Origin of the sequence: Vibrio sp. S/42/10, from assembly GCF_029890535.1 — a bacterium.
Classification (GTDB): Bacteria; Pseudomonadota; Gammaproteobacteria; order Enterobacterales; family Vibrionaceae; genus Vibrio; species Vibrio cyclitrophicus.
Genome location: NZ_JAKMZC010000012.1, coordinates 26,913 through 47,733 on the forward strand (window position 1 = coordinate 26,913; position 20,821 = coordinate 47,733).

General features: G+C 42.8%; 17 protein-coding genes. All 17 read right to left on the reverse strand.

Translation table 11 applies throughout. The features are described 5' to 3' along the window. Positions 1-66: 66 nt before the first annotated feature. Positions 67-945: a LysR family transcriptional regulator gene (locus L8S15_RS13955; protein WP_010440956.1), complete on the reverse strand. Its 879-nt coding sequence runs from the start codon at positions 943-945 to the stop codon at positions 67-69. A 152-nt stretch (positions 946-1,097) separates the two neighbouring features. Further along, positions 1,098-1,757, reverse strand: coding sequence for a sugar transferase (locus L8S15_RS13960; protein ID WP_065612507.1), 660 nt, complete (start codon positions 1,755-1,757; stop codon positions 1,098-1,100). Between the two features lie 9 nt (positions 1,758-1,766). Beyond that, on the reverse strand, positions 1,767-2,954 hold the full coding sequence (locus L8S15_RS13965; RefSeq protein ID WP_280573697.1) for a glycosyltransferase family 2 protein: 1,188 nt from the start codon (positions 2,952-2,954) through the stop codon (positions 1,767-1,769). Continuing rightward, complete coding sequence (locus L8S15_RS13970; protein ID WP_065106937.1) at positions 2,951-4,051, reverse strand: glycosyltransferase; 1,101 nt, start codon at positions 4,049-4,051, stop codon at positions 2,951-2,953. The genes L8S15_RS13965 and L8S15_RS13970 overlap by 4 nt, the downstream gene beginning before the upstream one ends. Before the next feature lie 329 nt (positions 4,052-4,380). Beyond that, the gene (locus L8S15_RS13975; protein WP_016793293.1) at positions 4,381-5,805 is read right to left on the reverse strand and encodes a chain-length determining protein; all 1,425 of its coding nucleotides are present in this window, start codon (positions 5,803-5,805) and stop codon (positions 4,381-4,383) included. Next, on the reverse strand, positions 5,802-6,920 hold the full coding sequence (locus tag L8S15_RS13980; protein ID WP_016797680.1) for a glycosyltransferase: 1,119 nt from the start codon (positions 6,918-6,920) through the stop codon (positions 5,802-5,804). The genes L8S15_RS13975 and L8S15_RS13980 overlap by 4 nt, the downstream gene beginning before the upstream one ends. Further along, positions 6,913-7,698 (reverse strand): acyltransferase, encoded by a 786-nt coding sequence (locus L8S15_RS13985; RefSeq protein ID WP_280573701.1) that lies wholly within the window; start codon positions 7,696-7,698, stop codon positions 6,913-6,915. Before L8S15_RS13985 ends, L8S15_RS13980 begins: the two co-directional genes overlap by 8 nt. Positions 7,699-7,791: 93 nt before the next feature. Beyond that, entirely contained in the window at positions 7,792-9,165 is a 1,374-nt protein-coding gene (locus L8S15_RS13990; protein ID WP_280573703.1) for an O-antigen ligase family protein, read from the reverse strand. Between the two features lie 311 nt (positions 9,166-9,476). Then, positions 9,477-10,634, reverse strand: coding sequence for a glycosyltransferase family 4 protein (locus L8S15_RS13995; protein WP_016792522.1), 1,158 nt, complete (start codon positions 10,632-10,634; stop codon positions 9,477-9,479). Next, positions 10,615-12,144, reverse strand: coding sequence for a sigma-54 dependent transcriptional regulator (locus L8S15_RS14000; RefSeq protein ID WP_102286221.1), 1,530 nt, complete (start codon positions 12,142-12,144; stop codon positions 10,615-10,617). The genes L8S15_RS13995 and L8S15_RS14000 overlap by 20 nt, the downstream gene beginning before the upstream one ends. A gap of 211 nt (positions 12,145-12,355) precedes the next feature. Next, a complete protein-coding gene (locus L8S15_RS14005) occupies positions 12,356-12,778 on the reverse strand; it encodes an Hpt domain-containing protein (protein WP_016792524.1) in 423 nt (140 codons plus the stop codon). 396 nt (positions 12,779-13,174) lie between these two features. Further along, positions 13,175-14,419, reverse strand: coding sequence for a glycine betaine/L-proline ABC transporter ATP-binding protein (locus L8S15_RS14010; protein ID WP_010440936.1), 1,245 nt, complete (start codon positions 14,417-14,419; stop codon positions 13,175-13,177). Beyond that, entirely contained in the window at positions 14,412-15,311 is a 900-nt protein-coding gene (locus L8S15_RS14015) for a proline/glycine betaine ABC transporter permease (RefSeq protein WP_102286224.1), read from the reverse strand. The genes L8S15_RS14010 and L8S15_RS14015 overlap by 8 nt, the downstream gene beginning before the upstream one ends. A gap of 259 nt (positions 15,312-15,570) precedes the next feature. Further along, positions 15,571-16,563 (reverse strand): ABC transporter substrate-binding protein, encoded by a 993-nt coding sequence (locus tag L8S15_RS14020; protein WP_010440931.1) that lies wholly within the window; start codon positions 16,561-16,563, stop codon positions 15,571-15,573. Between the two features lie 612 nt (positions 16,564-17,175). Continuing rightward, positions 17,176-17,865 (reverse strand): tyrosine-protein kinase family protein, encoded by a 690-nt coding sequence (locus L8S15_RS14025; protein WP_010440929.1) that lies wholly within the window; start codon positions 17,863-17,865, stop codon positions 17,176-17,178. Then, positions 17,865-19,964, reverse strand: coding sequence for an SLBB domain-containing protein (locus tag L8S15_RS14030; protein WP_016795303.1), 2,100 nt, complete (start codon positions 19,962-19,964; stop codon positions 17,865-17,867). The genes L8S15_RS14025 and L8S15_RS14030 overlap by 1 nt, the downstream gene beginning before the upstream one ends. Then, positions 19,961-20,794 (reverse strand): OmpA family protein, encoded by an 834-nt coding sequence (locus L8S15_RS14035; protein WP_016790727.1) that lies wholly within the window; start codon positions 20,792-20,794, stop codon positions 19,961-19,963. Before L8S15_RS14035 ends, L8S15_RS14030 begins: the two co-directional genes overlap by 4 nt. Positions 20,795-20,821: the final 27 nt, after the last annotated feature.

Genomic DNA, 20,821 nt, shown 5'->3' on the forward strand with positions numbered 1-20,821 from the left:
TCTAGATGTAAGTCAGAGATAATCAGTGTTAACGGTATAACACTGTCATGCTAATCATGACAATAACTAAAGATTTGGCAGTTCTTGTAACAAGAAATCAATCAATAATTGGCTAGCATGACTCAATGCCTTGCGTTGTGGATACAACAACCAAGCCTCATCTTTTCGCATAGTATCGGTCGGGAAAAGGTTAATCAGTGAACCGTCTTTGAGCTCTTGCCTCACCATGAGTTCTGGTAATAGAGCGATACCTCGATGACGTGTTGATGCGCCTTTTACGAAACCGATACTGTCGCTGACGATAGAAGGTTCGACCTTAACTACTTGGCCTGATATCTCCCATTCTTTGTCTATATCGCCGCTTGGCCAGCGAAAACAAACACACGGAAAACGAGAGAGTTCTTCAATCGTTGAGGGTTTGCCATATTTCTCAATGTATTCTGGACTAGCAACAAAAATACGTTGTAAATCCATCACCTTACGCGCCACCACGTTGGAGTCACTTAAGCGGCCACCATGCATGGCGAGATCTAGTCCTTGGCGGTACATGTCAAGAAAGCCGTTACTGATACTTCTTATATCGAGTTCAACCTCAGGGTATAAATCTTGGAATTTAAAGAGCGTAGATTGAACGATATCGCCTGTCTCTGGAAGCAAACCAATTTTCACACGACCGTGTGGAACTTCTAAAAGGTTAGATGCCATGTGGTTGGCTTTTTCAAGTGCACTTAATGCTTTCAGTAACTCGTTATAATAAAGCTCACCTGACTTAGTGACCGATAAACTTCGAGTGGTACGAAAGAACAATTGGATATTGAGTGTTTTCTCTAAATCGTTGATCCGTCGACTGACATTCGCACGTGGTAGATCTAATGCGTTAGCTGCAGCGGTAAAGCTACCAAGTTCAACAACGGTCGTGAATAGTTTAAGGTCTTCGATTTTCATAATGATGGACGTGTTCGAATGCTGACTTGGGATAATTGGTTGGTATCGTATATCAAATGGTATATAAAATCGAAAAAACCGATGAGCAATGATGAACTCATCGGTTTTAGTTAAATTAGAATCTAGCAATGGTAAGCAACAAAATCCAAAGTTTAGCGACCGCGTCCGTCCAACATAACAACAATTGTTTTAGTAATGATGCTTAGATCTGCTGCAATCCAAGATTTAACAGAGCATAGACTCAGAGCGTAACTGTGATCAAAACCGACTTTACGACGAACATCATCTATGCACGTGTCATAACCTTGATTAACTTGAGCTAGCCCCGTGATACCAGGCATTACGCCGTATGTGCGGTCAGCGAAGTATGGAATTTCATTTTCCAATTTGTTGTAAAAGGTTGGACGCTCAGGGCGAGGGCCGATCAGCGACATCTCACCTTTTAATACATTAAATAGTTGTGGAAGTTCATCAAGACGCGTCTTTCTCAGAAACCGCCCAACAGGGGTGATGCGAGGATCGTTCTGAGTCGCCCAAACCGCACCAGAACGTGTTTCTGCATCTTCGTACATGCTGCGAAACTTCATGATTTCAAATATTTCCATCTTCTCAGGTGTTGATTTACCAACGCGCAATTGACGATAGAAGATCGGCCCGCGTGAGGTTAGCACAATAGCCAGTGCTATAAATGGGAACACCGGAGATAAGATAACTAACGCGAATAAAGAGCTTACAAAATCAAAAGTACGTTTCGCGCGAGCAATTTTATTTTGGTATAAGTTTTGGTTAGATAGTTGGTCAATGTTCATCATGGTCAGTCCTTAACGATTAGCTCGAGTCCAAGCGGCGTTTTCGAGTCCTAGTAGGTAACGTATGCCACCAATGAAGTTGGCATAATGACCAACGATTAAATATGAAATTAAAGAAATCGGTTTATTAGTGAGATTCTTAGGCATGATGTAACCCAGTACACCGATGCTATAAACAGCAATTTGCGCCCAAAGCATGACTTCGAATACTAAATAATCTCTAAGAAGAACTGAGCACACTAAGCAAACAATCATTAAATAGGGTGTTAACAGTCTTAATCCTTTTCCGGAGAAGAACGCAAACGCGATACCTTTAAATTTGGGGTTGAATAGGCCAACTAATCGAATTGCTTGCTGCATATTGCCTGCAGAAATCCTTAATCGACGTTTAAAGTCAGTTCTCAAGTTGGATGCTTCAAGCTCTAATGCCACCATCTGTGCTTCGTATACCGCGATGAAGCCTTGTTTTACGATTTGCATAGGTAAAATGAAGTCATCATTGATGGTATTTAGAGGCAGTGGCTCAAACAAGCTCGTTCTAATTAAATAGAAAGCACCGTGAGAACCTAAACTAGAGCCCATCGCCGCTTCGCACTCTTTAACAACGGTTTGATACTTCCAGTAAGTGTTTTCACCTTCGTTCCCAGTAGGGCATAGTTGATAAGTCGCATTAACAACACCAACCTTGTCACTTTCAAAATGCGCACTTGCGATTAACAGTGCATCCAATGATATCAACGCTGAAACGTCACTCAATGCTGTGATGTCACTTGTTATGCTCGTCACTTCTTCGTTGATAACAGAAACTTTTCCTCTGTTTTGTACATGGTCATGTATTTCAAAGTAAATATCGCTGCACATCGCTTCTTGAATGGTCATCTGCGCGATTTCGACCGTGTTGTCAGTACATCCGTCGCAGGCAATAATCACTTGCAATTTCTTTTTAGGGTAATCAAGAGCGGATAGGTTACGAATCTTGTCTGCTATCCATTGTTCTTCATTAAATGCAGGCACAAGGATAGTGATAGTTGGAAGTGTGCAGTCTTGCTCTACATCTTTATAGCAACGAGAGTTTTCGCTTACAGTACGAGCTGGATGGTGTCGTGCATACCAACGTAACAGTATTGGATATGCTGCGTGGTGATAAACAATCAAAGCGCTAGAAAACAAAAATAAGCCAGCGAGTATCCAATCGTTCATGCGAAGGCTCCTTCAGAAATGTCGTTGTAAGAGGAGACCATTTTTACAATGTCGAAATGTTCAAGTACGTAACTCCGTGGGGATAAAAAGCATTCATTTTGGTTTTCTAACAATGCGTTGGCGAGCCCAGTAATGCTGCCACTTTTAACAAGTGTGCCACTCACTGGGCATAAAGTTTCATCAACCGCTCCAACGTTCATTGCGACCGTCGGGATGTTGCAGGCTTGAGCTTCAAGCGTTGAAAGCGGTAAACCTTCATATCGGGATGGAAGGCAGAATACGTTTAATGCACCATAGAAGGTTGCCATGTCTTCAACTAAACCAAGAAATATTACGCGCTCATTTAATTGCAGTTTGTTGGTTAATGCTGCCAATTGTTCACGCTTAGAACCGACTCCAGCAAATGCCACTATGGTATTGGCTGGTAGTAGGGCAAGCGCTTTGATGAGTTGGTCTTGGCCCTTAACTTGTTCTAGTCGACCTGCGCAACCAATAATATGTTTGTCGAGTGGCAGATTGAGTTTCGCTCTGGCCTCTGTTATTGGCTGCGGTCTAAATTTGTCACAATCGACGCCATTTTTAATAGTAATGATGTTTTTGTAAGAGAAGGCGCGGCAAAGTTGTTTGTAAACACGAGTAGCATCAGCAACGAGAGTGGGCTGAGCGGCTTTCAATGCAAGAGCTTGCAGGCGACGACGTTTAGTGTTGTTTAGGTGCCATGCGTCGTGCTCGGTGTGAATTCGTGTTGGCACTCCCGTTATGCGTGCAGCATAGCCGGCGTACAGCAATGGGCCAATGTGATGAGTGTGAACCACGTCTGGGCGGATAGCTTTGAACGCTTTAATTAGCTTGAGAATGACATTGAATTGAACGCCTGGCTCTTTGTCTAGAAATACGATTTGGTTGTGGTAAGACTCTAGTTTCGGCCAATTATCGATAGATTCTTGCTTTGTTCCCTCTAAGCTTACAATCAGCACCTGGTCATACGGTTTAGCAAAGCGAAGCAAATCTAAGGTAAGTGTCTCTAGACCTCCGGGTGCAAGGTGCTGAACAACATGTATTACCTTCTTTCCATGTTTAGCGAGTTGGTTTCCCATAATTTTCTCCCTGCAATAAAATGGTCTAAGTTTGTTCGATGTTATTTTCTCATTAGACAATTGCACGAGTTATGCCAACTTATTAATTGTTATTTATCATGGCCTTATGTTTTTTCTTATGTTGTTGCTTTGTCATTCTCAATATAGGAATCAAAACACAATGATGGAATGAGTGAGTGAAAGCGAAGGTAAAGTACATGCTTAAACTGGCAGATGCTCAAAGATCAGGAATAAATAATAGTCGAAGAGTGAATACGTTTAGAAAGAGAAACACCAGCACTGAGCTGGTGTCTTGGTTCAAATTTAAATCGGCGTAGCTGGTTTTTGAACTAGCTCATTCTCGGAATAACAGTGATCACTGGCACACCTAAAATGTCTTCGATTTCTTCCTTACGTTTAATGGAAGAGTCGAACAATTCGAATAACACTGCCAAACCTATACCTAAACCAATTCCAGCTACTAGTCCTGCTAGGACAAACACGAAGGTTGGCATGTTTGACTTTACGCTCGGAGTGAACGGTAAATCGATGATTTTAACTCGTTTGTTCTGTTCGAATACACCTAACGACCCGGTTAGCTGAGCCATTTCATAACGTTCCGTCAACTCATCGTACAGTTGACGTTTGATATTCACATCACGTTGAAGTCGATACATCTCTTTGGCGTTTTCACCGAAATTGTTAGCCTTGTTTTCTAACTCAAAGATCATTGTTTTCAGGCTCTTGGTCTCTTCGGTTAATGATTCAAATTGAGCTCGAACTAATTGCAAGCTGTGTAATTGGGTCACAAGAAGTGGTTGAGTATCTGATAACTTGTTCAATGTGGTGCTACTGGCAATGTCCCATAACTGATCACTGTTCATACTCGGTTGTTTTAGATCGAGTAGCATTTTTCTTTCGTTCTCAAGGCGATCTAATTCACGAACTTTTGCTTGCACGGCACTGTGTCTGTCGGTGTATTTGGCTTGTAGCAAAGTGAGTTCACTACGAATATCAATAATCTGATCTTCTAAGCGCCCAATCACGGGGTTGGTTTTTGATAATTGTTGATCAATCGAACCTAAACTTTTTTTAACACCAGATAATTCCGCTTCTTTTTCTGCAAGTGTTTGTTTGAGTGAAGCTAAACGATTCAAGCTCTGACTTTGCACTTCTGGTGTTGAGTGTACGTTTTCATTTACATAGAGCGCTAATGCTTCTTCTGCATCAGCGAGTTCGGCACTGCGTTCATCAATATGAATTTTCAAAAAGTCACTAGAATCTTGAATGGATGAACGTTCCGGGGCTAACAACTGCTCAATAAAGTGTTCGCTGACAGACTGAAGGGTCGCTTCCATACCAATCGATGTGTTTGAGCTTAGGCTGATTTTGAGAAAATCTTTGCCTAGCTGAGTCACGGATAAACGTTTAGACAAATCAGATATAATTTCCTCACGGTCCAAACTCGACATCTTTGGAGTAATCAGTTCAAGCTCTTCTGCTACCGAATAGAGGACATGACGGCTATGAAGCAGTGTTCTAAGTGCACTGATGCGATCTTTAAGCATAGTTGAAACGGCAATGTCCTCTAAAAAAGGGTTCATCTTCGCCGTTTCTTGAATCAACATACTGGTATGAGCATCATATTTTGTCGGCGCTAGCTTACTCACGCCGAAACCAACGAAAGGAAGGATAAGAATCGGTACCATAATTACGTAACGCTGACGCCACGCCGCGTTCAAAAGAACTAATAGTCGCAATTTAAGATTATTCATAATAGCTCCAACATCCAATGTACGAAGTTACCACGGTTCTGCCAGCTGTCTTTTTCAACGATTGATATCGGTGAATTTGAAAGTTGGCGAGCTCTATCGAGTGCCTTTATCATTTGTTGTGCGTTGTTAACGGTTGTAACGTGTTCTTGATAAGGCAAGAGAGCAGGGAATGGCGTTGTAACAATAGGCGTTCCTGCTGCTAGGTATTCCATGAGTTTTAATGGACTACATGCGCGAATTTGTTCGTTATCAACGAAAGGCAGCAGACTCACATCCCAGTGCTGGGAATAACTTGGTAACGTATGATGTGGTCGTGGTCCAAGGTAATGCACGTTATTAAGTGTCGGCAGCGCTAAGTTATCTAATTCGTTTGGGCCAATAAAGACGAAATCCCATTCCGGCATTGCGCTAGCAACATGTCCAATCATTTCATAATCTAACCACTTAGATAAGCTGCCATAAAAGCCCGCGATTGGTCGATGATTACTCGGCAAATCGTCCGCTCTAACTGTTGGTGTTGAGAAGAGACCAACATCGACTCCGTGTGGCAATAGTTGAGATTTATCTTCAGGAAATTTAGTCATGAGCTTCTTGCTTGCTGCAAAGATTAGATCTGACTTTTCGATGAGTTCATATTCATGCTCAGTAATGGTTTGATGGTCAACACCGGCTAAGGCGCTGAAATCGTCTCCACAATAATAAACCACTGCAGATTCGCCAAGGTGACCACATAGGTCAACAGCCGTGGGAAGTGATGTCCAAAGAATTGGAGCGTAAAGGTTGAGCTCTGCAATAATCGGCTTAAGTTGTTTCAACATCATTCGTTGCGCCAGCTTTCTCGATAATTTAGACGCTGGTGCCGGTATCGTCTTTAAATTGACGACTGTAATGTTGCTTTGCCCATTTGAGTCGAGCATATTCTGTGTTACTGCGTTTGTCTTACCCAATAGTTTGTTGAACGCACGAGAGACATCTTTTACTGAAAGTTTAGGCTGTCTCAAACCAATTGAATTTACCCAAAGCACTTTGTGTGTTTTAGCAAGATGACGAACAAGATGTTGAGTCGATGACGGAAGACCGCCAAAGTCTTCACCGAATACGATTAAATCACGCATGATCACCTCCACGAGTTTCAAATGAATCAAATGCATCAGATTTCTTCACTTCTTCGGACTTAATTTGACCAACGACTCGAGCAGGATTACCTGCGGCGATTGAAAACGAAGGGATGTTTTTCGTAACCACACTACCAGCTGCAACAACAGCGCCTTCGCCAATGGTCACGCCACCTTTTATAGTGACGTTAGTGCCTAACCACACGTCTTGCTCAAGAACAATGTCGCCGATTTGTTGAGGGTCGTCACCTTCACCTGCAGCTCGACGTTTTGCATCAAGCGGGTGGCCAGAGTACCCAAACAAGAATGCACCGCCAGCGATGCGAACATTGTCTGAAATGATGACTTTACCTCCCACGGCAATCGTTGACTGCCAACCAATATCGACATTACTACCAATGGAAAGAAGAGGGTGCTCTAAGCACTCTAATGGCTGAGTACAGCCTGAAAATGTACTGTGGCCAGAGATACGACAGTTATCGCCAATTGAAATCTGTAGTGGACCGCTCACAAATGGCAAGCCACCGTATAGATACAAATGCTTTCCACATTGAGCGATTCTGCCTTTGAATGTGGGCGTCCAGTAGAAGAATCGGGTAAAGCCAGAAACCATATTTGCAACCAACTTGTGTGCTTGGTATAGGCAGCGATTAAGTATTTGTGGGGTAGGTAGCTCGGCGCTTCTTAGGTCTTTCAAAATGAAAAATACATTTCTAATTCGAGAATTAGGATGAAATTTAAGCCAATGTTTGAATTGATGTATGGATGCTGACGTCATAATGAAGTTCCTTCTATGTTGTTATATAGATGTACTTTCACATTACGTGCCACTAAATTTATTTATTTATTTCAGTTAGTTAGAGTTTTTCTTTTAGGTTGTCTCATTTTGACAAGCAGTATGAGACACGTTTGATACGCAAACTGTGAGTGCAGCTAGAATGTAAATTGGCCAGTTGAAGCCTTGTGTGAGGAAGGTGCCAGATACTATGGTACCGACTAAACCGGCATACACGGCATAAGCGACGGCATTAAGTTCGGGTACGACAGACGTACCGGCTTGAGATAACCGTGCTAGTGTGGCTCTTGAGGTTCTGATTAACGAGATAATCAAAGTGACAAAAATGACTAAGCCAATAAAGCCTGTTTCTGCCAGAACGCCAAACCATGTGCTGTGAACTGCGTGATTCAAGCCGTCCCAATAGGAGCTATAGAAGAAGTAGTTTGAGTAGAAGTTATTTAAGCCAACACCTGTCAATGGATTTTCTACCGCCATTTTAAAGGCCGCTTCCCAAGCGTAAATTCTCCCCATGGCAGATTCATCAATACCTTGTTCCGCTGCCCCTCCAGATGATCTATCGCCTATACCTGCGACAAAATAGAGTACTATCGCGCCGACCGCCCCCAATGATATTAATAGCACTTTTGAACGAATGAGTTTCAGAGCAAAGATACCAACAACCGCAATCGAGCCAAGTAACCCACCTCGGCTTTGAGTAGCGATAATCGCAACTAACAATAAGACACAAACTAATGCACTAATTATCCGCTTGAAATTGGAAATACCGGGTGTAATGGTTTGGCTAATGGCGAATGCGAGCGGGAAAAGCAACACCAAGGCGAGATCGTTCGGGTCACCGAGCATCGAGCCTAAATCTCGTCCAATAGTCACCCTAGAACCTTCGACAATACCAATACCGTTTACTGAATTATAAACAGCGATGATACTCACCAAAGCCCCTGCATAGATAATAGTCATCGCTGTCTTTGCGAGGTTTTCCGTCGTATTAACCAACCAAGTAATGGCGAGCGTCATGACGATGATCTTCCAATAAATGCTTTTAAATTCTGCAAATGCGATTGAACGGCTAGATGCGAACACAAGGCCAACAATGGTCAGCAACCAAAAGATGGCCAGCCAGCTCAGTGAATGGTGCCAGAATATCTTAAGCTCTCTACTGATTAACGAATGCCATAGCAGTGCCGATAATGCTCCCAAAGATAACAGTAGAGGTATCTTTAATGGGTAAAGTTGAGGTAGTGCCTCATGAATTCTGAAGAATGAAAATACGACGAACAAAAGCACAAACCAAAACGCTTTATTGATAACGAATAAAGCGCCCAGCGGTATAAAGGCAAGCACGATAACCACCGCAGGATGAGGAACTAAATACCAAGCAGCACCAATTATTAGACTCATGGTTGAAAGCCCAATAATGAGTGGTGTTCTGTTGGCTTGGTAGTTCATCGCATCTCCTTGCGGCTTGCACATCAACGGATTCAGGTAGTCGAACTTTCTGAAAACTATCATGATTAAAATTTACGAAATATCGGCTTCTAAACTCAATAGAAAAATTTTGCGCGTATTAATAGATAGCAAGGTGAGTGCCACATGTGAATTGTAATTAAATCATTGAATTTAATGATTATTTACCTGGCAGGTTTCGATGGGTTTTGAGGTTATTTCAAATTGAGAATCAGATTGAATAGAAGCGTTACAGAGATCGAATTGGTTAACTAGACAGAATCTATCAACGAAAAGCGTTGATTCGATGAAAATTAGCAATCATAGCAATCCAATATTTGGGGAATAACCGCTTGTGGAGAGTACCTTTCGACGATCGTGTTTCTTGCTTTATGACTCATCGCTGTTTTTCCTTTAAGTGAAAGTCGCAACCAATTTTTTAAGCAAGTGTTGAGTTCAGTTTCATTTTTGGCAATGTAACCACTGGTTTGATGTTCAATCAATTGTGGTAAATTACCAACCGCAGCCGCGATTACTGGAATACCACGTACCATTGCTTCGAGTGCCGCCATCGGTAATCCTTCATATCGAGAAGGTATCACCAACACATCGATGATTTGCCAAGCATAATCCATACATGATTGGTGTCCATGGAAAGTAAGATTGGTAGGCGGGTTGTTCTCTAATATTTGCCTTTCTGGGCCATCTCCGAAAATATGAAATCGATGACTTGGGTGTGAGTTGGCCAGCGTCACGAACCTATCGGCTGCTTTTTCGTGACTCAAACGCCCAACAAAACCTATATCATAGATAGTTGTCGTATCTTCTTTAACATCTTTAACGAAACCAGAAGCAAAAAGGGACGATGGGCTTTCTGGAATTGAAATGAAATTATTGAGCAGTGTCGTTTGAGAGGGGATCTTATCCTTTATTTTGTCGCTCACTACTAAAGAGTGATTTGAGATAAAACCACTGTATCGATCTAAAAAATCGTACAACCACACTTTTCCTGTTGGCGTTTCACCGGCATGGTAAGTGGATACCTGATACAACTTGTTGGGCTTGACCAAGGATAACTTTGTCACCTTACTCATGATACTCGCTTTATAGCCGTGAGCATGAATGAGACATGGTCTATGTTGGTCAACAGCTTGTCTGATCTGCGACAACACATTCGAACCATTCGGTGCAAGATCGCAAAGGTTACAAAAGGGGATTTGTAATTGAGTTAAGCGTTGAATGATTGGAGGTTCTTGGGTGAACTTGGTGAGAAGGACGACTCTTACTTGTTTTTGGTGCTCAATTAAACCGAGGGCTAATTCAATAACATGAGTTTCGATTCCTCCAAAGGTTTGGCTGTCGATCAACAACCAAATCTCGTTTGACTTAATTTTATTTGGATCAAGAGCCAATTGTTCTTGATCCGATGTAAGGTGTGTTAGGACCGTATGACTAGGCTTGATTGTACTCATCTTCCGATTCCCAAGCCTGTTTCTTACGATAAACAGTAGAAGGGCTTAGCTCTAGCAATACTGCTGCATTTAGTACATTACCATCACAATGATTAATCGCGTGTTGAATGGCTTCGCGTTCAATTTGCCACATCGGACGAATTGCACCGTCGGTGGTCATTAATGGCGGTGTCATTGGTGCCTGTTGCGCTGGTATTTGATGATGTTGAGTTGCAGAGTTGAGTTCGAGTTCCTCTGGTGTCAAGGGTGGTAACTTGGTTTCAGGGGTCGCTGAATGTTGGGGGACTGCTACTGGCGACATATTTCGTATCGGATTGACACTTTTGGACGTTCTGATGTCCGTTTTATTAATTGGTGGCGGCACTATATCTTTAGTCACACTGGTTTCATTGTTCAACACCACGATATTTCTAATGACATTCTGCAATTGACGAACATTGCCTGGCCAAGGATAACGCTTCAACAACGCTTGCGTCTCTTTGTCTATCGATCTGAATTTTTTCTTATCTTGCTTGGCATATAGCTTCAAGAAGTGGTTCGCCAAGGTGACAATGTCACTCCCGCGTTCTCTTAGTGGTGGCATCTCGATAGGCACAACGTGCACACGGTAGTATAGATCTTCACGGAACCGGCCTTCTTCCACTTCAACCAGTGGATCGCGGTTGGTTGCGCAGATGATTCGAACGTCGACTTTAATCTCGCGGTTACCACCGAGTGGTGTGAAAGTACCTGTTTGTAAGAACCTGAGGAGTTTTTTCTGCATCTCCAGTTCCATTTCACAAAGCTCATCGAGAAATAAGGTGCCGCCATGAGCTTGCATGGCTGAACCTTTTCGATCGGTTGTCGCACCAGTAAAAGCACCTTTGATATGACCGAAGATTTCACTTTCCATTAGGTCTCGAGGTATAGCGCCACAGTTAATCGCAACGAACGGTTTATCGCTACGTTGACTTTCTTGGTGTATCGCTTCCGCACAGACTTCTTTACCTGTACCACTCTCACCATTGATAAAAACACTGGCTGTAGTTGGCGCAACTGAGTCAATGATTTTGTAAACGGCTTGCATCGGTAGGCAAGAGCCTATGAAATTATGGAATCGGTCACGATCGAATTTGGTTTGAATATCGTCGACCAAGTTTTCGAGCTTCGCTCTGCGCAAGTGAAGATTAACCGATGTTTTTAAGCGATCTGCTTGAATGGGTTTTTCCAAGAAATCTTCTGCACCTCGTTGAATGAGGTCAACGGCGATATTCACAGAGCCGTGCGCTGTTGCAATGATAACCGCAGTCGGAACCTCGTTCTCACTGATCCAATCTAAGACCTCTTCGCCTGGCATATCCGGTAGTTTTAAATCGAGGATGACGAGCTGTGGTGCATGTCTCTTTATAAATGTTTTGGCTTCAGCGCCAGTTTCGACATGAAATATGTCGTATGGCTCATCTTTAACGTACTGTTTATAAAGTACGGCAAGGGAGGTGGAGTCTTCAACCAACAATACTTTAGGGCGCATTGTATAATTCCTTTTGAAACTTTATCCTAACCAATCAATAACATAGTGATATGTGGCCATCAATACGAAACTAGTGTAATTGTTACCTACCGCATGCAATATTCTAATAAACAATTGGCTTTAGCGATCGCTGACACTGACTATGCTTAAGTTTGTCTTTACAAGAGTGATGTTATAGCGGCAACTAGCCAACATTGATATTCAAATAGGTTTAACCAAAGCCTTGGTCTTTTCTTTTTAGTAGGGCTTTAATCGAACGTTCTGCAAGCTCTAACAGTTCATCAACTCTAAGAAATACTTCATCATGCTTTTGTTCTAAACATTGTTTTTCTAACGTTCGAGCGAGCACAGACAGAGGGCGGTTACCTAACGCGAGTGCAGTGCTGCCGACGGTATGAACTTCAAACTCTAGAGCTTGAATATTGTTATTTTTGGCTGCTTGTCTTACTGCGGCCAAACGGATTTGTGATTCTTCTACGTAATGATCGATTAAAATTGGAATAATCTCTGCACTCGTATCACGAATCATTTGTTCTAAGATACTTTCATCTACAAGCTCTGTATCGGCCAGTTGTGCATTCGCTTGTTCATTCAAACCAGCAGATGTCTCTGAAGCTAAAGTCGAATTATTCACACTAAATCCTTTCATTGTGTGTTGAGGAAATGCGTTAGCTTGAGGCTAATATCCATGAGTATTATTAAGTTTTAGTCATTTTCTAGAATAATTTCAACTGCTTGGCTTAAAAACCATGGCATGAATCAGTTAATATGGAGTGTGTATCTAGTAAAGTTATAGAAGTAATACTCTGATTTTTCTAATATTTACTCAAGAAATATGAACTTAGATGATTAGTAAACGAATTTGCATTAGATTGAGTCAGAATGACAAGCAAAGAGACGCACGCTGAAAGCTAAGAAAAGAAAAAGGCCACTGCATTTATTCATACAGTGGCCTAGGCTATTGCAGTTAGTTAAGTGCCAACTAACGATAAACTCCGAAGCTTAAAAGCTTAAGAGCGAACAAATTAAGCTAAGAAGCCTTATCGATATCAATCTTTGGTTTCGGCTTTGGGGCTGGCTCTACTTCTTCCTCGCTATTCTCAGTGAATATTTCAGCAACAGCACTTCGTTCTAGTTCGCCTTTAAGATTACCATCTTCATCAACAACAGGTAGGGAGTAATCACATGACATTGTATCAGGCAATATTTCTTCGATAACAGCATCAGGAAGTACCGCTGGTACTTCCTCATATATCTCTTCACTGAAGTCGTGTACTGACACATCTTCCACGGCGTCTTGCAGGCTTTCTTGAGTGACTAAGCCTTGATAGCCCTCATCTGTTACGTGGTAAGCGTAATCGTTTTTCAGCATCTTCATTTGAGCAAGCGCACCTTCAATCGTTTCTGAAGTGATGCGGTAAAGAGGAGGCTGCATCACCGTCTCAACCGTTAATGCACGCGCGCGGTTCACGTCTTTTACAAATGCTTCAACATAATCATCCGCAGGGTTAAGCAGAATTTCGTGAGGCGTACCTTGTTGGACCAACTCACCATCTTTCAAAATTGCAATTCGGTCACCTAAACGTAGTGCCTCGTCGAGATCGTGGGTGATGAAGATAATCGTTTTATGAAGTTTCTCTTGTAGCTCGATCAGTTGATCTTGCATTTCGCTTCGAATCAACGGATCGAGCGCCGAGAAGGCTTCATCCATCAGTAGAATTTCAGCGTCAGTACATAAAGCACGCGATAAGCCGACACGTTGTTGTTGACCGCCAGAGAGTTGAGCAGGGTATTGTTGCTCATAACCCTTAAGCCCAACGGTTTCAAGCCACTCAGTCGCCTTTGCTAGCCGCTGCTGTTTCTTGATCCCTTGAACTTCGAGACCGTACGCAACGTTTTCAATGACCGTTCGATGGGGCATTAAACCAAAACGTTGAAAAACCATCGACATTTTATGGCGTCGAAACTCTTCTAGTTCTTTGGTATTAAGGTTCATGACATCAATACCTTCGACGGTGATCTTACCTTGAGTCGGGTCAATTAGGCGGTTGAAGTGACGAATTAGTGTCGATTTACCAGAACCAGAAAGCCCCATGATAACGAATATCTCGCCACGGTTAATTTCTAGGTTAATCTCTTTTAAACCAACAGTGTGACCAGTGTCTGCCAATATGGCATCTTTGTGCTCGCCGTTGGTAACTCGGTTCATCACTGACATTGGTTTTGGTCCAAACACTTTGTATAGACCACTAATTTCAATCAATGGTTTAGTCATGTTTGAATCCTCCTAGGTGTGCGTTGGTTCTACGTGCATAAGCTTGTGAAGCTCGGTCAAATAAGATAGCCAAAGCCACAATCGCGAAACCATTCATTAGGCCTAAAGTGAAATATTGGTTAGTGATTGATTTAAGAACCGGTTGCCCTAAGCCTTTAACGCCAATCATTGAGGCGATAACAACCATAGACAGTGCCATCATGATGGTTTGGTTGATACCGGCCATAATCGTTGGCATCGCAAGCGGTAACTGAACACCCCACAAACGTTGTTTCTTACTTGCCCCGAATGCTGTCGCGGCTTCTAACACTTCTTTATCTACTAAGCGTATACCAAGGTTAGTAAGACGAATTACTGGTGGGATAGCGTAAATCACAACGGCGATTAAACCTGGGATTTTACCAATACCCAAAAGCATCACTACTGGGATTAGGTAAACGAACGCAGGCATGGTCTGCATGATGTCGAGGAGTGGTGTCACGATTGATTGCACGCGATTAGAACGAGCCATCGCGATACCAATTGGGATCCCTAGGAAAATGGAGACTAAAGTACATACTGTTATAATACTGAGTGTCCGCATCGTATCTTCCCACATACCAAAGTAACCGATGAGAAGCAGGGAGCAGATACAACCCAAAGCCAATTTCCAAGAACGACTCGCGGCGTAAACTAGAGCGGTACAAACGCCAAGTACGATAAGCCAAGGGGTCGAAATAAGGAGTTTTTCAAACCAAACAAGGAAGGAAAGAAGGGGATCAAATAGTGATTCGATCATTTCTCCGTATTCACGGGAAAATTCACGGTATGCGCCATCTAGCGCCTTTTTTATTGCTCGCAAATCAGAGCGTTCCATCTCAGGAAAGCTTGATAACCAATTGCTGTCAGCCATTTTTATATCCTTATAGTCCGGAGCCACTTGTTCGTTAAGCTAACCCCATTTTTATAAGTTAGGGGTAATTAAAGTAGTGTTAGCGAACAAGGCTCCGAATCATGAATAACATCAAGTATAGCGACGTTATTTCCATTTTATTGAGCGTAATGATTGTTGAACTGCAGTTATCGTTGACTCCTAGCTATCAGTGAATCTAGCGATGTTCAAAAATAACGGCGATCAAACTTAGTAAGTTTGGCTATTGCCAAACGTAGTATTACAGCTCAGCTTCAACTTTCTTAGCCACTTCTTCCGAAACCCATGGGTGCCACACTTCTGGGAACTCGCTCAAGAAATGGATACTCGCTTCTTCACCATCTGCTTGGTTATCTTCCATCCAAGCAAGAAGTGAGTTCATTTTGTCGTTAGTGAAACCACGCTTTGTAAAGTAGTCGTACGCTTCGGGTGCGCGTGACGCAAAACTTTCTGTCGTAATAGTATGGACTGGCGAAGGCGGGTACATGGTAGCTTTCGGTGAGTCACAGTCTTCTTTAGTTGTACAGTTAAGGAACTCTTGTTCGTCAACGCCACTTCCAAAGTCAACTTTCACCATGTCGTATTTACCAAGAACGGCAGTCGGTGCCCAGTAATAACCAAACCAAGCTTCTTCGCGTTCGTAAGCTTTTGCGATCGACCCAGATAAACCGGCACTCGATCCTGGGTCAACAATAGTGAAGCCGCTATCTTCTAACTTAAGCGCTTCAAACAAGTTTCCGGCACTAATTTGGCAGTTCCAACCAGCTGGACAGCTGTAGAATGCAGATGTATCTGGGTCCTCAGGGTGTTTAAACATGCTTGCGTTTTTACGTACACCTTCGATGGTCGCCATCTCCGGGTACTGTTTAACTAAGTAAGCTGGAACCCAAAAGCCTTCTTCACCACCGTTTACTAGTGCTTTTCCTGCATAGCGGAGGCGTTTCTCGTTCACACCTTTATCAAGTGCGTCTTTAAGGCTGTTACTCCAAAGTTCTGGTGCGACATCGGGTTGGCCTTTTTCAATCATAGAAGTGCCAGTTGGCATGGTGTCACCAGGGATAAGTTCAGCGTCACAACCATAACCATGTTCTAAGATGAATTGGTCGATATTGGCGATCAGTGTTGCAGAGTTCCAGTTCATATCTGCGATTGTTACGCTGCCACATTCTCCAGCGTTAGCATTACCGCTGGCTGCTGCTACTAACAAAAATACGGAGCTTAACTTGTATTTCATATTGAGTTTCCTTTCTCTTTAATAATACAACCAAGCTAATCAAGGTCACTTGACTAACTAAATTGCTCGATGGTGATCCTTTCTGTGTATTGAACCATTTGAGCAGAAGGAGGGATGGGATAAAACAGAGTAGATAAGCGCGCAAAGCAGATAAGTGTGATTCGCTTGATTCATCCACTGTGTTTCACAGCCATCGGATAACTTTGTCAAACTATTACAAATTCGTCAAAAACCACCTCTATTTATAATCTTAGGGAATAATCGTACAAATTCCATCTTTGATGCGATCTACGTGGCACTTTAACAGTCTGGGTCACATTCCAGCGAAATTAGGCACAGAGGTGTTGATTTTAGAGTGGATTTGAAGGTGCTAAGACCATGATTGGCGAGTGTGAAATGCGTTGAATGTGCTTTAAAATCTGATTTTAACAGTTAATTTCGGCAAAAATTATCAATTTTGATTTGAGTGAAAAGTAAAGGGAAACGACTAAACAGGTCTCTGTCACTTTAGAATGGCAGCGAGTAAATGCTATTTAAATCTTATTATCTGACGAGCTCGAAGTATTTGATACAAATGGTGCCGAAACCTAATTCTGTTGAAGAATTAGGCCATCACATTGGTAAATTCAAGAATTCATTGCGATGAAGTCTATTCGCCAAGTTGTCGCGAACTTTTTGAGGGATAAACTTCATCCGATTCACCTGTCTAACAAGCTCTTGAGCAAAACTAGGGTGTTGTTTCATGTTCATCACACAACCCATCATAGAAATACTCTTCGCTTCGAGTAATTTCTTCGCTTGAGCAAGGTGATGGATTGATGTTTCTCCGTAAGCAACAACCAGCAGCGCACCATCACAAGCACTCGCAACCGATTGAGCTGGAATATTGCCTTTATTAATATTGAGCAAAGGTGAGGTGTCAACGATCACACGGTCATACTTTTCTAACCATTGAGTCACTGCTTTTTGAAGCGTTGCTGGGTCTTTATATGCCAATTGAGTCGATACCACGTCCGGAGCTGGGACGCCTATGAACATGCGCTGTGATTCGATGTGTTCAATAAGTTGCCCCGACTGATCTTCTTCAAGCACGTTCACATTCTTAAAAGCGGGATTAAACAAGTTAAGATCAACATATAGAGTCGAATGACCCGCCAATAAGAAACGCTCTGCAAGTGCAGTAGCAACAGATGTTACGCCGTCACCAGAGTGGCAAGCAGTGACACAAATTGAACGTTGATCGTTAAGTTCTGAAGCTAGGTACAATTGTTCAACTTCGGCATGTGTTGCTGAAATAGTCATTATAAAGCTCCTATTAGGACGATAGTGGTCGTGATGCGTAAGATGTCGTCTAAACCTACACGTGCTTTTTCAATAAAGCTTTCACGGCGGTCAGGGATGTAAATCGTGTCTCCTGCGCGCAGCACCGGTAGGTTGTAAATATTGGCAGTTTTACTAAATTCAACAAGGTCAAAGGTGCGAGCTTGCCCTTGGCAGCAAGACATGTTCACAATGGTAATTTTTTCTACGTAAGCACTGTCTGTAGGGCCTGCGGCTTCGGCCAAGATATCAAGAATGGTCATGTTGTCATTAAACACATATCGACCAGGGTTGTTAATGGCACCAAGGACACGAACCGTCTCTTCTTTTGGTGTATCTAACCAGTTTTTGCCTTTTTCTGGGATGTAGATTGTATCCCCAGTAGTTACGTTTGGCAGTAACGATTCATCACCTGTTTCAAAATACAGCGACAGGTTCAGTTTACTGACCTTAGAATAAGTTTTATCGCGATGTGTAACACGAACATTATGTATGTCAGCGTCCTTAGTTGGACCATCAGCTGCTGACAAGATATCTAAGAAGTGCATGTCTTTTGTAAAGCGGTAACGACCTGGCGCATTCACTTGTCCAAAAATGTAGATTGAAGCGTCTGAGCTTTGACGTACCCATTGTGATTTATTGTCGGATGGGTCTTGTGGTAAGTCGTGCACTCTTACGATAGAACCTGCTCGTATATAAGGCATTTGATCACGCGGTGCGCCATTTTTAATGAACTCATCAAGATTAAACACAACTAACTTTCTACCTGTCACAACTTCAATCTTTGAGGTGTCTGCACGTAGTGTTGGACCGCCAACATGTGCTAACAAGCCCATGAAGTTCATTTCATCTGACCATTCGATACGGCCAGGTCGGTTCACTTCACCAATCACGTTAACGGCTCTGTCTGGTGTGATTTTTAACCATGATTTTTCGTTCATGTCTGTTTTCTCAGGAACAAAAATCGCATCACCCGCTTGAATTGAAGGGGGAGCTGAATTTGCAAGACCTTCTGTATAAGCGGCCAGATCGAACTTAAGTACGCGACCGTTGGATTTGATCACACGGATTTGTCTCGATTCAGCAAAGCGAGTAGGGCCTCCTGCGTTAGCCAATATATCCATAAAGGTCGCGCCTTTTTTTCCTTCAAAAGCACCAGGCGCAGCAACTTCACCCATGACATAAACCGTGTTCGCACCAGATTTAATCTCTTCTTCCTGTTTAGGGACAAAAACCGTTGAACCCGGACGGAGAATTGGAAGCATGCTTTCATCGCCAGAATCTAGATAGCGCTTTAAGTTGAACAGAGTCGGTGTGTTGTTCGAGATAACACGGATTTGCTCGACACTTGCGTAACGCGTTACGCCACCAGATCGCATCAATACGTCGACTAAGTCTGAGTTTTCTTTATAGGTAAAAGAGCCTGGAGCATTTACTTCACCAAAAACCTTGATAGAGTTACGAGAATCAGCGCTATCACCTGAGTTAGCAAGCTTCGCGGCATCAAACTCTTGTTCAATGTTGCCCACTAAAGGAGACGCTGGAACAAACAACGAATCGAGCGATTGAAGGGTTGGAAGAGTTGATTCGTCCCCTGAATCTAAGAAACGTTTGTAGTTAAATTCTGTGTTATCGGAGCCACGCTTTAGGATGAGTTTGTCTAATTGTGCACCGGGACGTAAACCACCCGCAGCATACAATGCCATCTGAATGCTAGAACCCAGTGACAATGTGTACTCACCAGGTTGCTCAACGTAACCTTGGACAGAGATAATAATTTGCTGTTCTTTCACATAAACGGAAGCGTTTGATAGATCTTTGTAAGCGGTTGCCAGTGCCTCTAACACTACTTTATTTAATTGGTCATTGTCGTAACCCGCAACAAACACAGTGCCAACTTCAGGAAGGGTAATTCGGCCGCGCTTGTCGACTTGGAAGCCTGTGTTCAAAGTGCTTTCACCAGGTACATTAACTTGAATAAGATCGCCCACTTGTACTGCACCTGTAAACTCATCTTCAGCAGTGGTCAGTGTCGAAAAACAAAGCGAGATGCTGAAAATCAGCGTCATTATAATTTTCATAGCGCACCTCCCATTTTCTCAGCATTTTCAGGCGAAATAATTTCAATACTTACTCGGCGATTGGTCAGGTGTGTCCCGTCTGTTTCACCTTCGAAAAGTGGTACGGTTTCACCAACAGAAACAGCTTTAATTCTAAGAGCATCTAACCCAAATATAGTTAGATAACGTTCTACTTGTTTAGCACGTCCCAGTGCCAATTTGTCGTTGTATTCTTCAGGACCTGAAGCATCGGCATGACCAGTGACAACTAAGTCCAGCGATTTGTGTTCTTTCAATAGGTTGGTCGCTTCAGCAAGTCGTCCCATGTATTTTGGGTTAACTTCAGTTGAGTTTTCAGCGAATTGGTTGTCGACGTTGAGTAAATCGTACAGTTGCTGAATGACAGAAAGTTGCATACGGAATTGGTTTTCGTTTTTAGGTGGCTCGCAACGCGCTTGAGAAGTCACGTAATCAAGTTGAACTTCCAGTTCATTCAAGCGCTTTCTTTGGATAACCAAATCGTTAGCTGCATCTAACAGCAATCCGCCTTGCAGTTCACGAGCGATACGGTTTTGTTTTTCGATAGCTTGAACGACAGCCGCAGGGAAGCACCAACGTGCCCCTTCTTGTATTAGGGCATCTAGATGGAGTTTTGCTAGTTGCCAATCGAAACGCAGGCCGTGTTCTGGGCCTAGAGGTTCGTCTGGCATAACAGGCGAGAAATCTGAATTTTGATAGTTTGTGGAATCGTAACTTTCAGCTAATCCGCCGGTACCATGTTCTGGGTAGCTTGTGCAACCCAGAAGTAGAGCAGACAGAGAAAGGGCTATGTAGTTTTTCAGTATTTTCATGCCAACGTCCTTGTTTTTTCTTTTTAT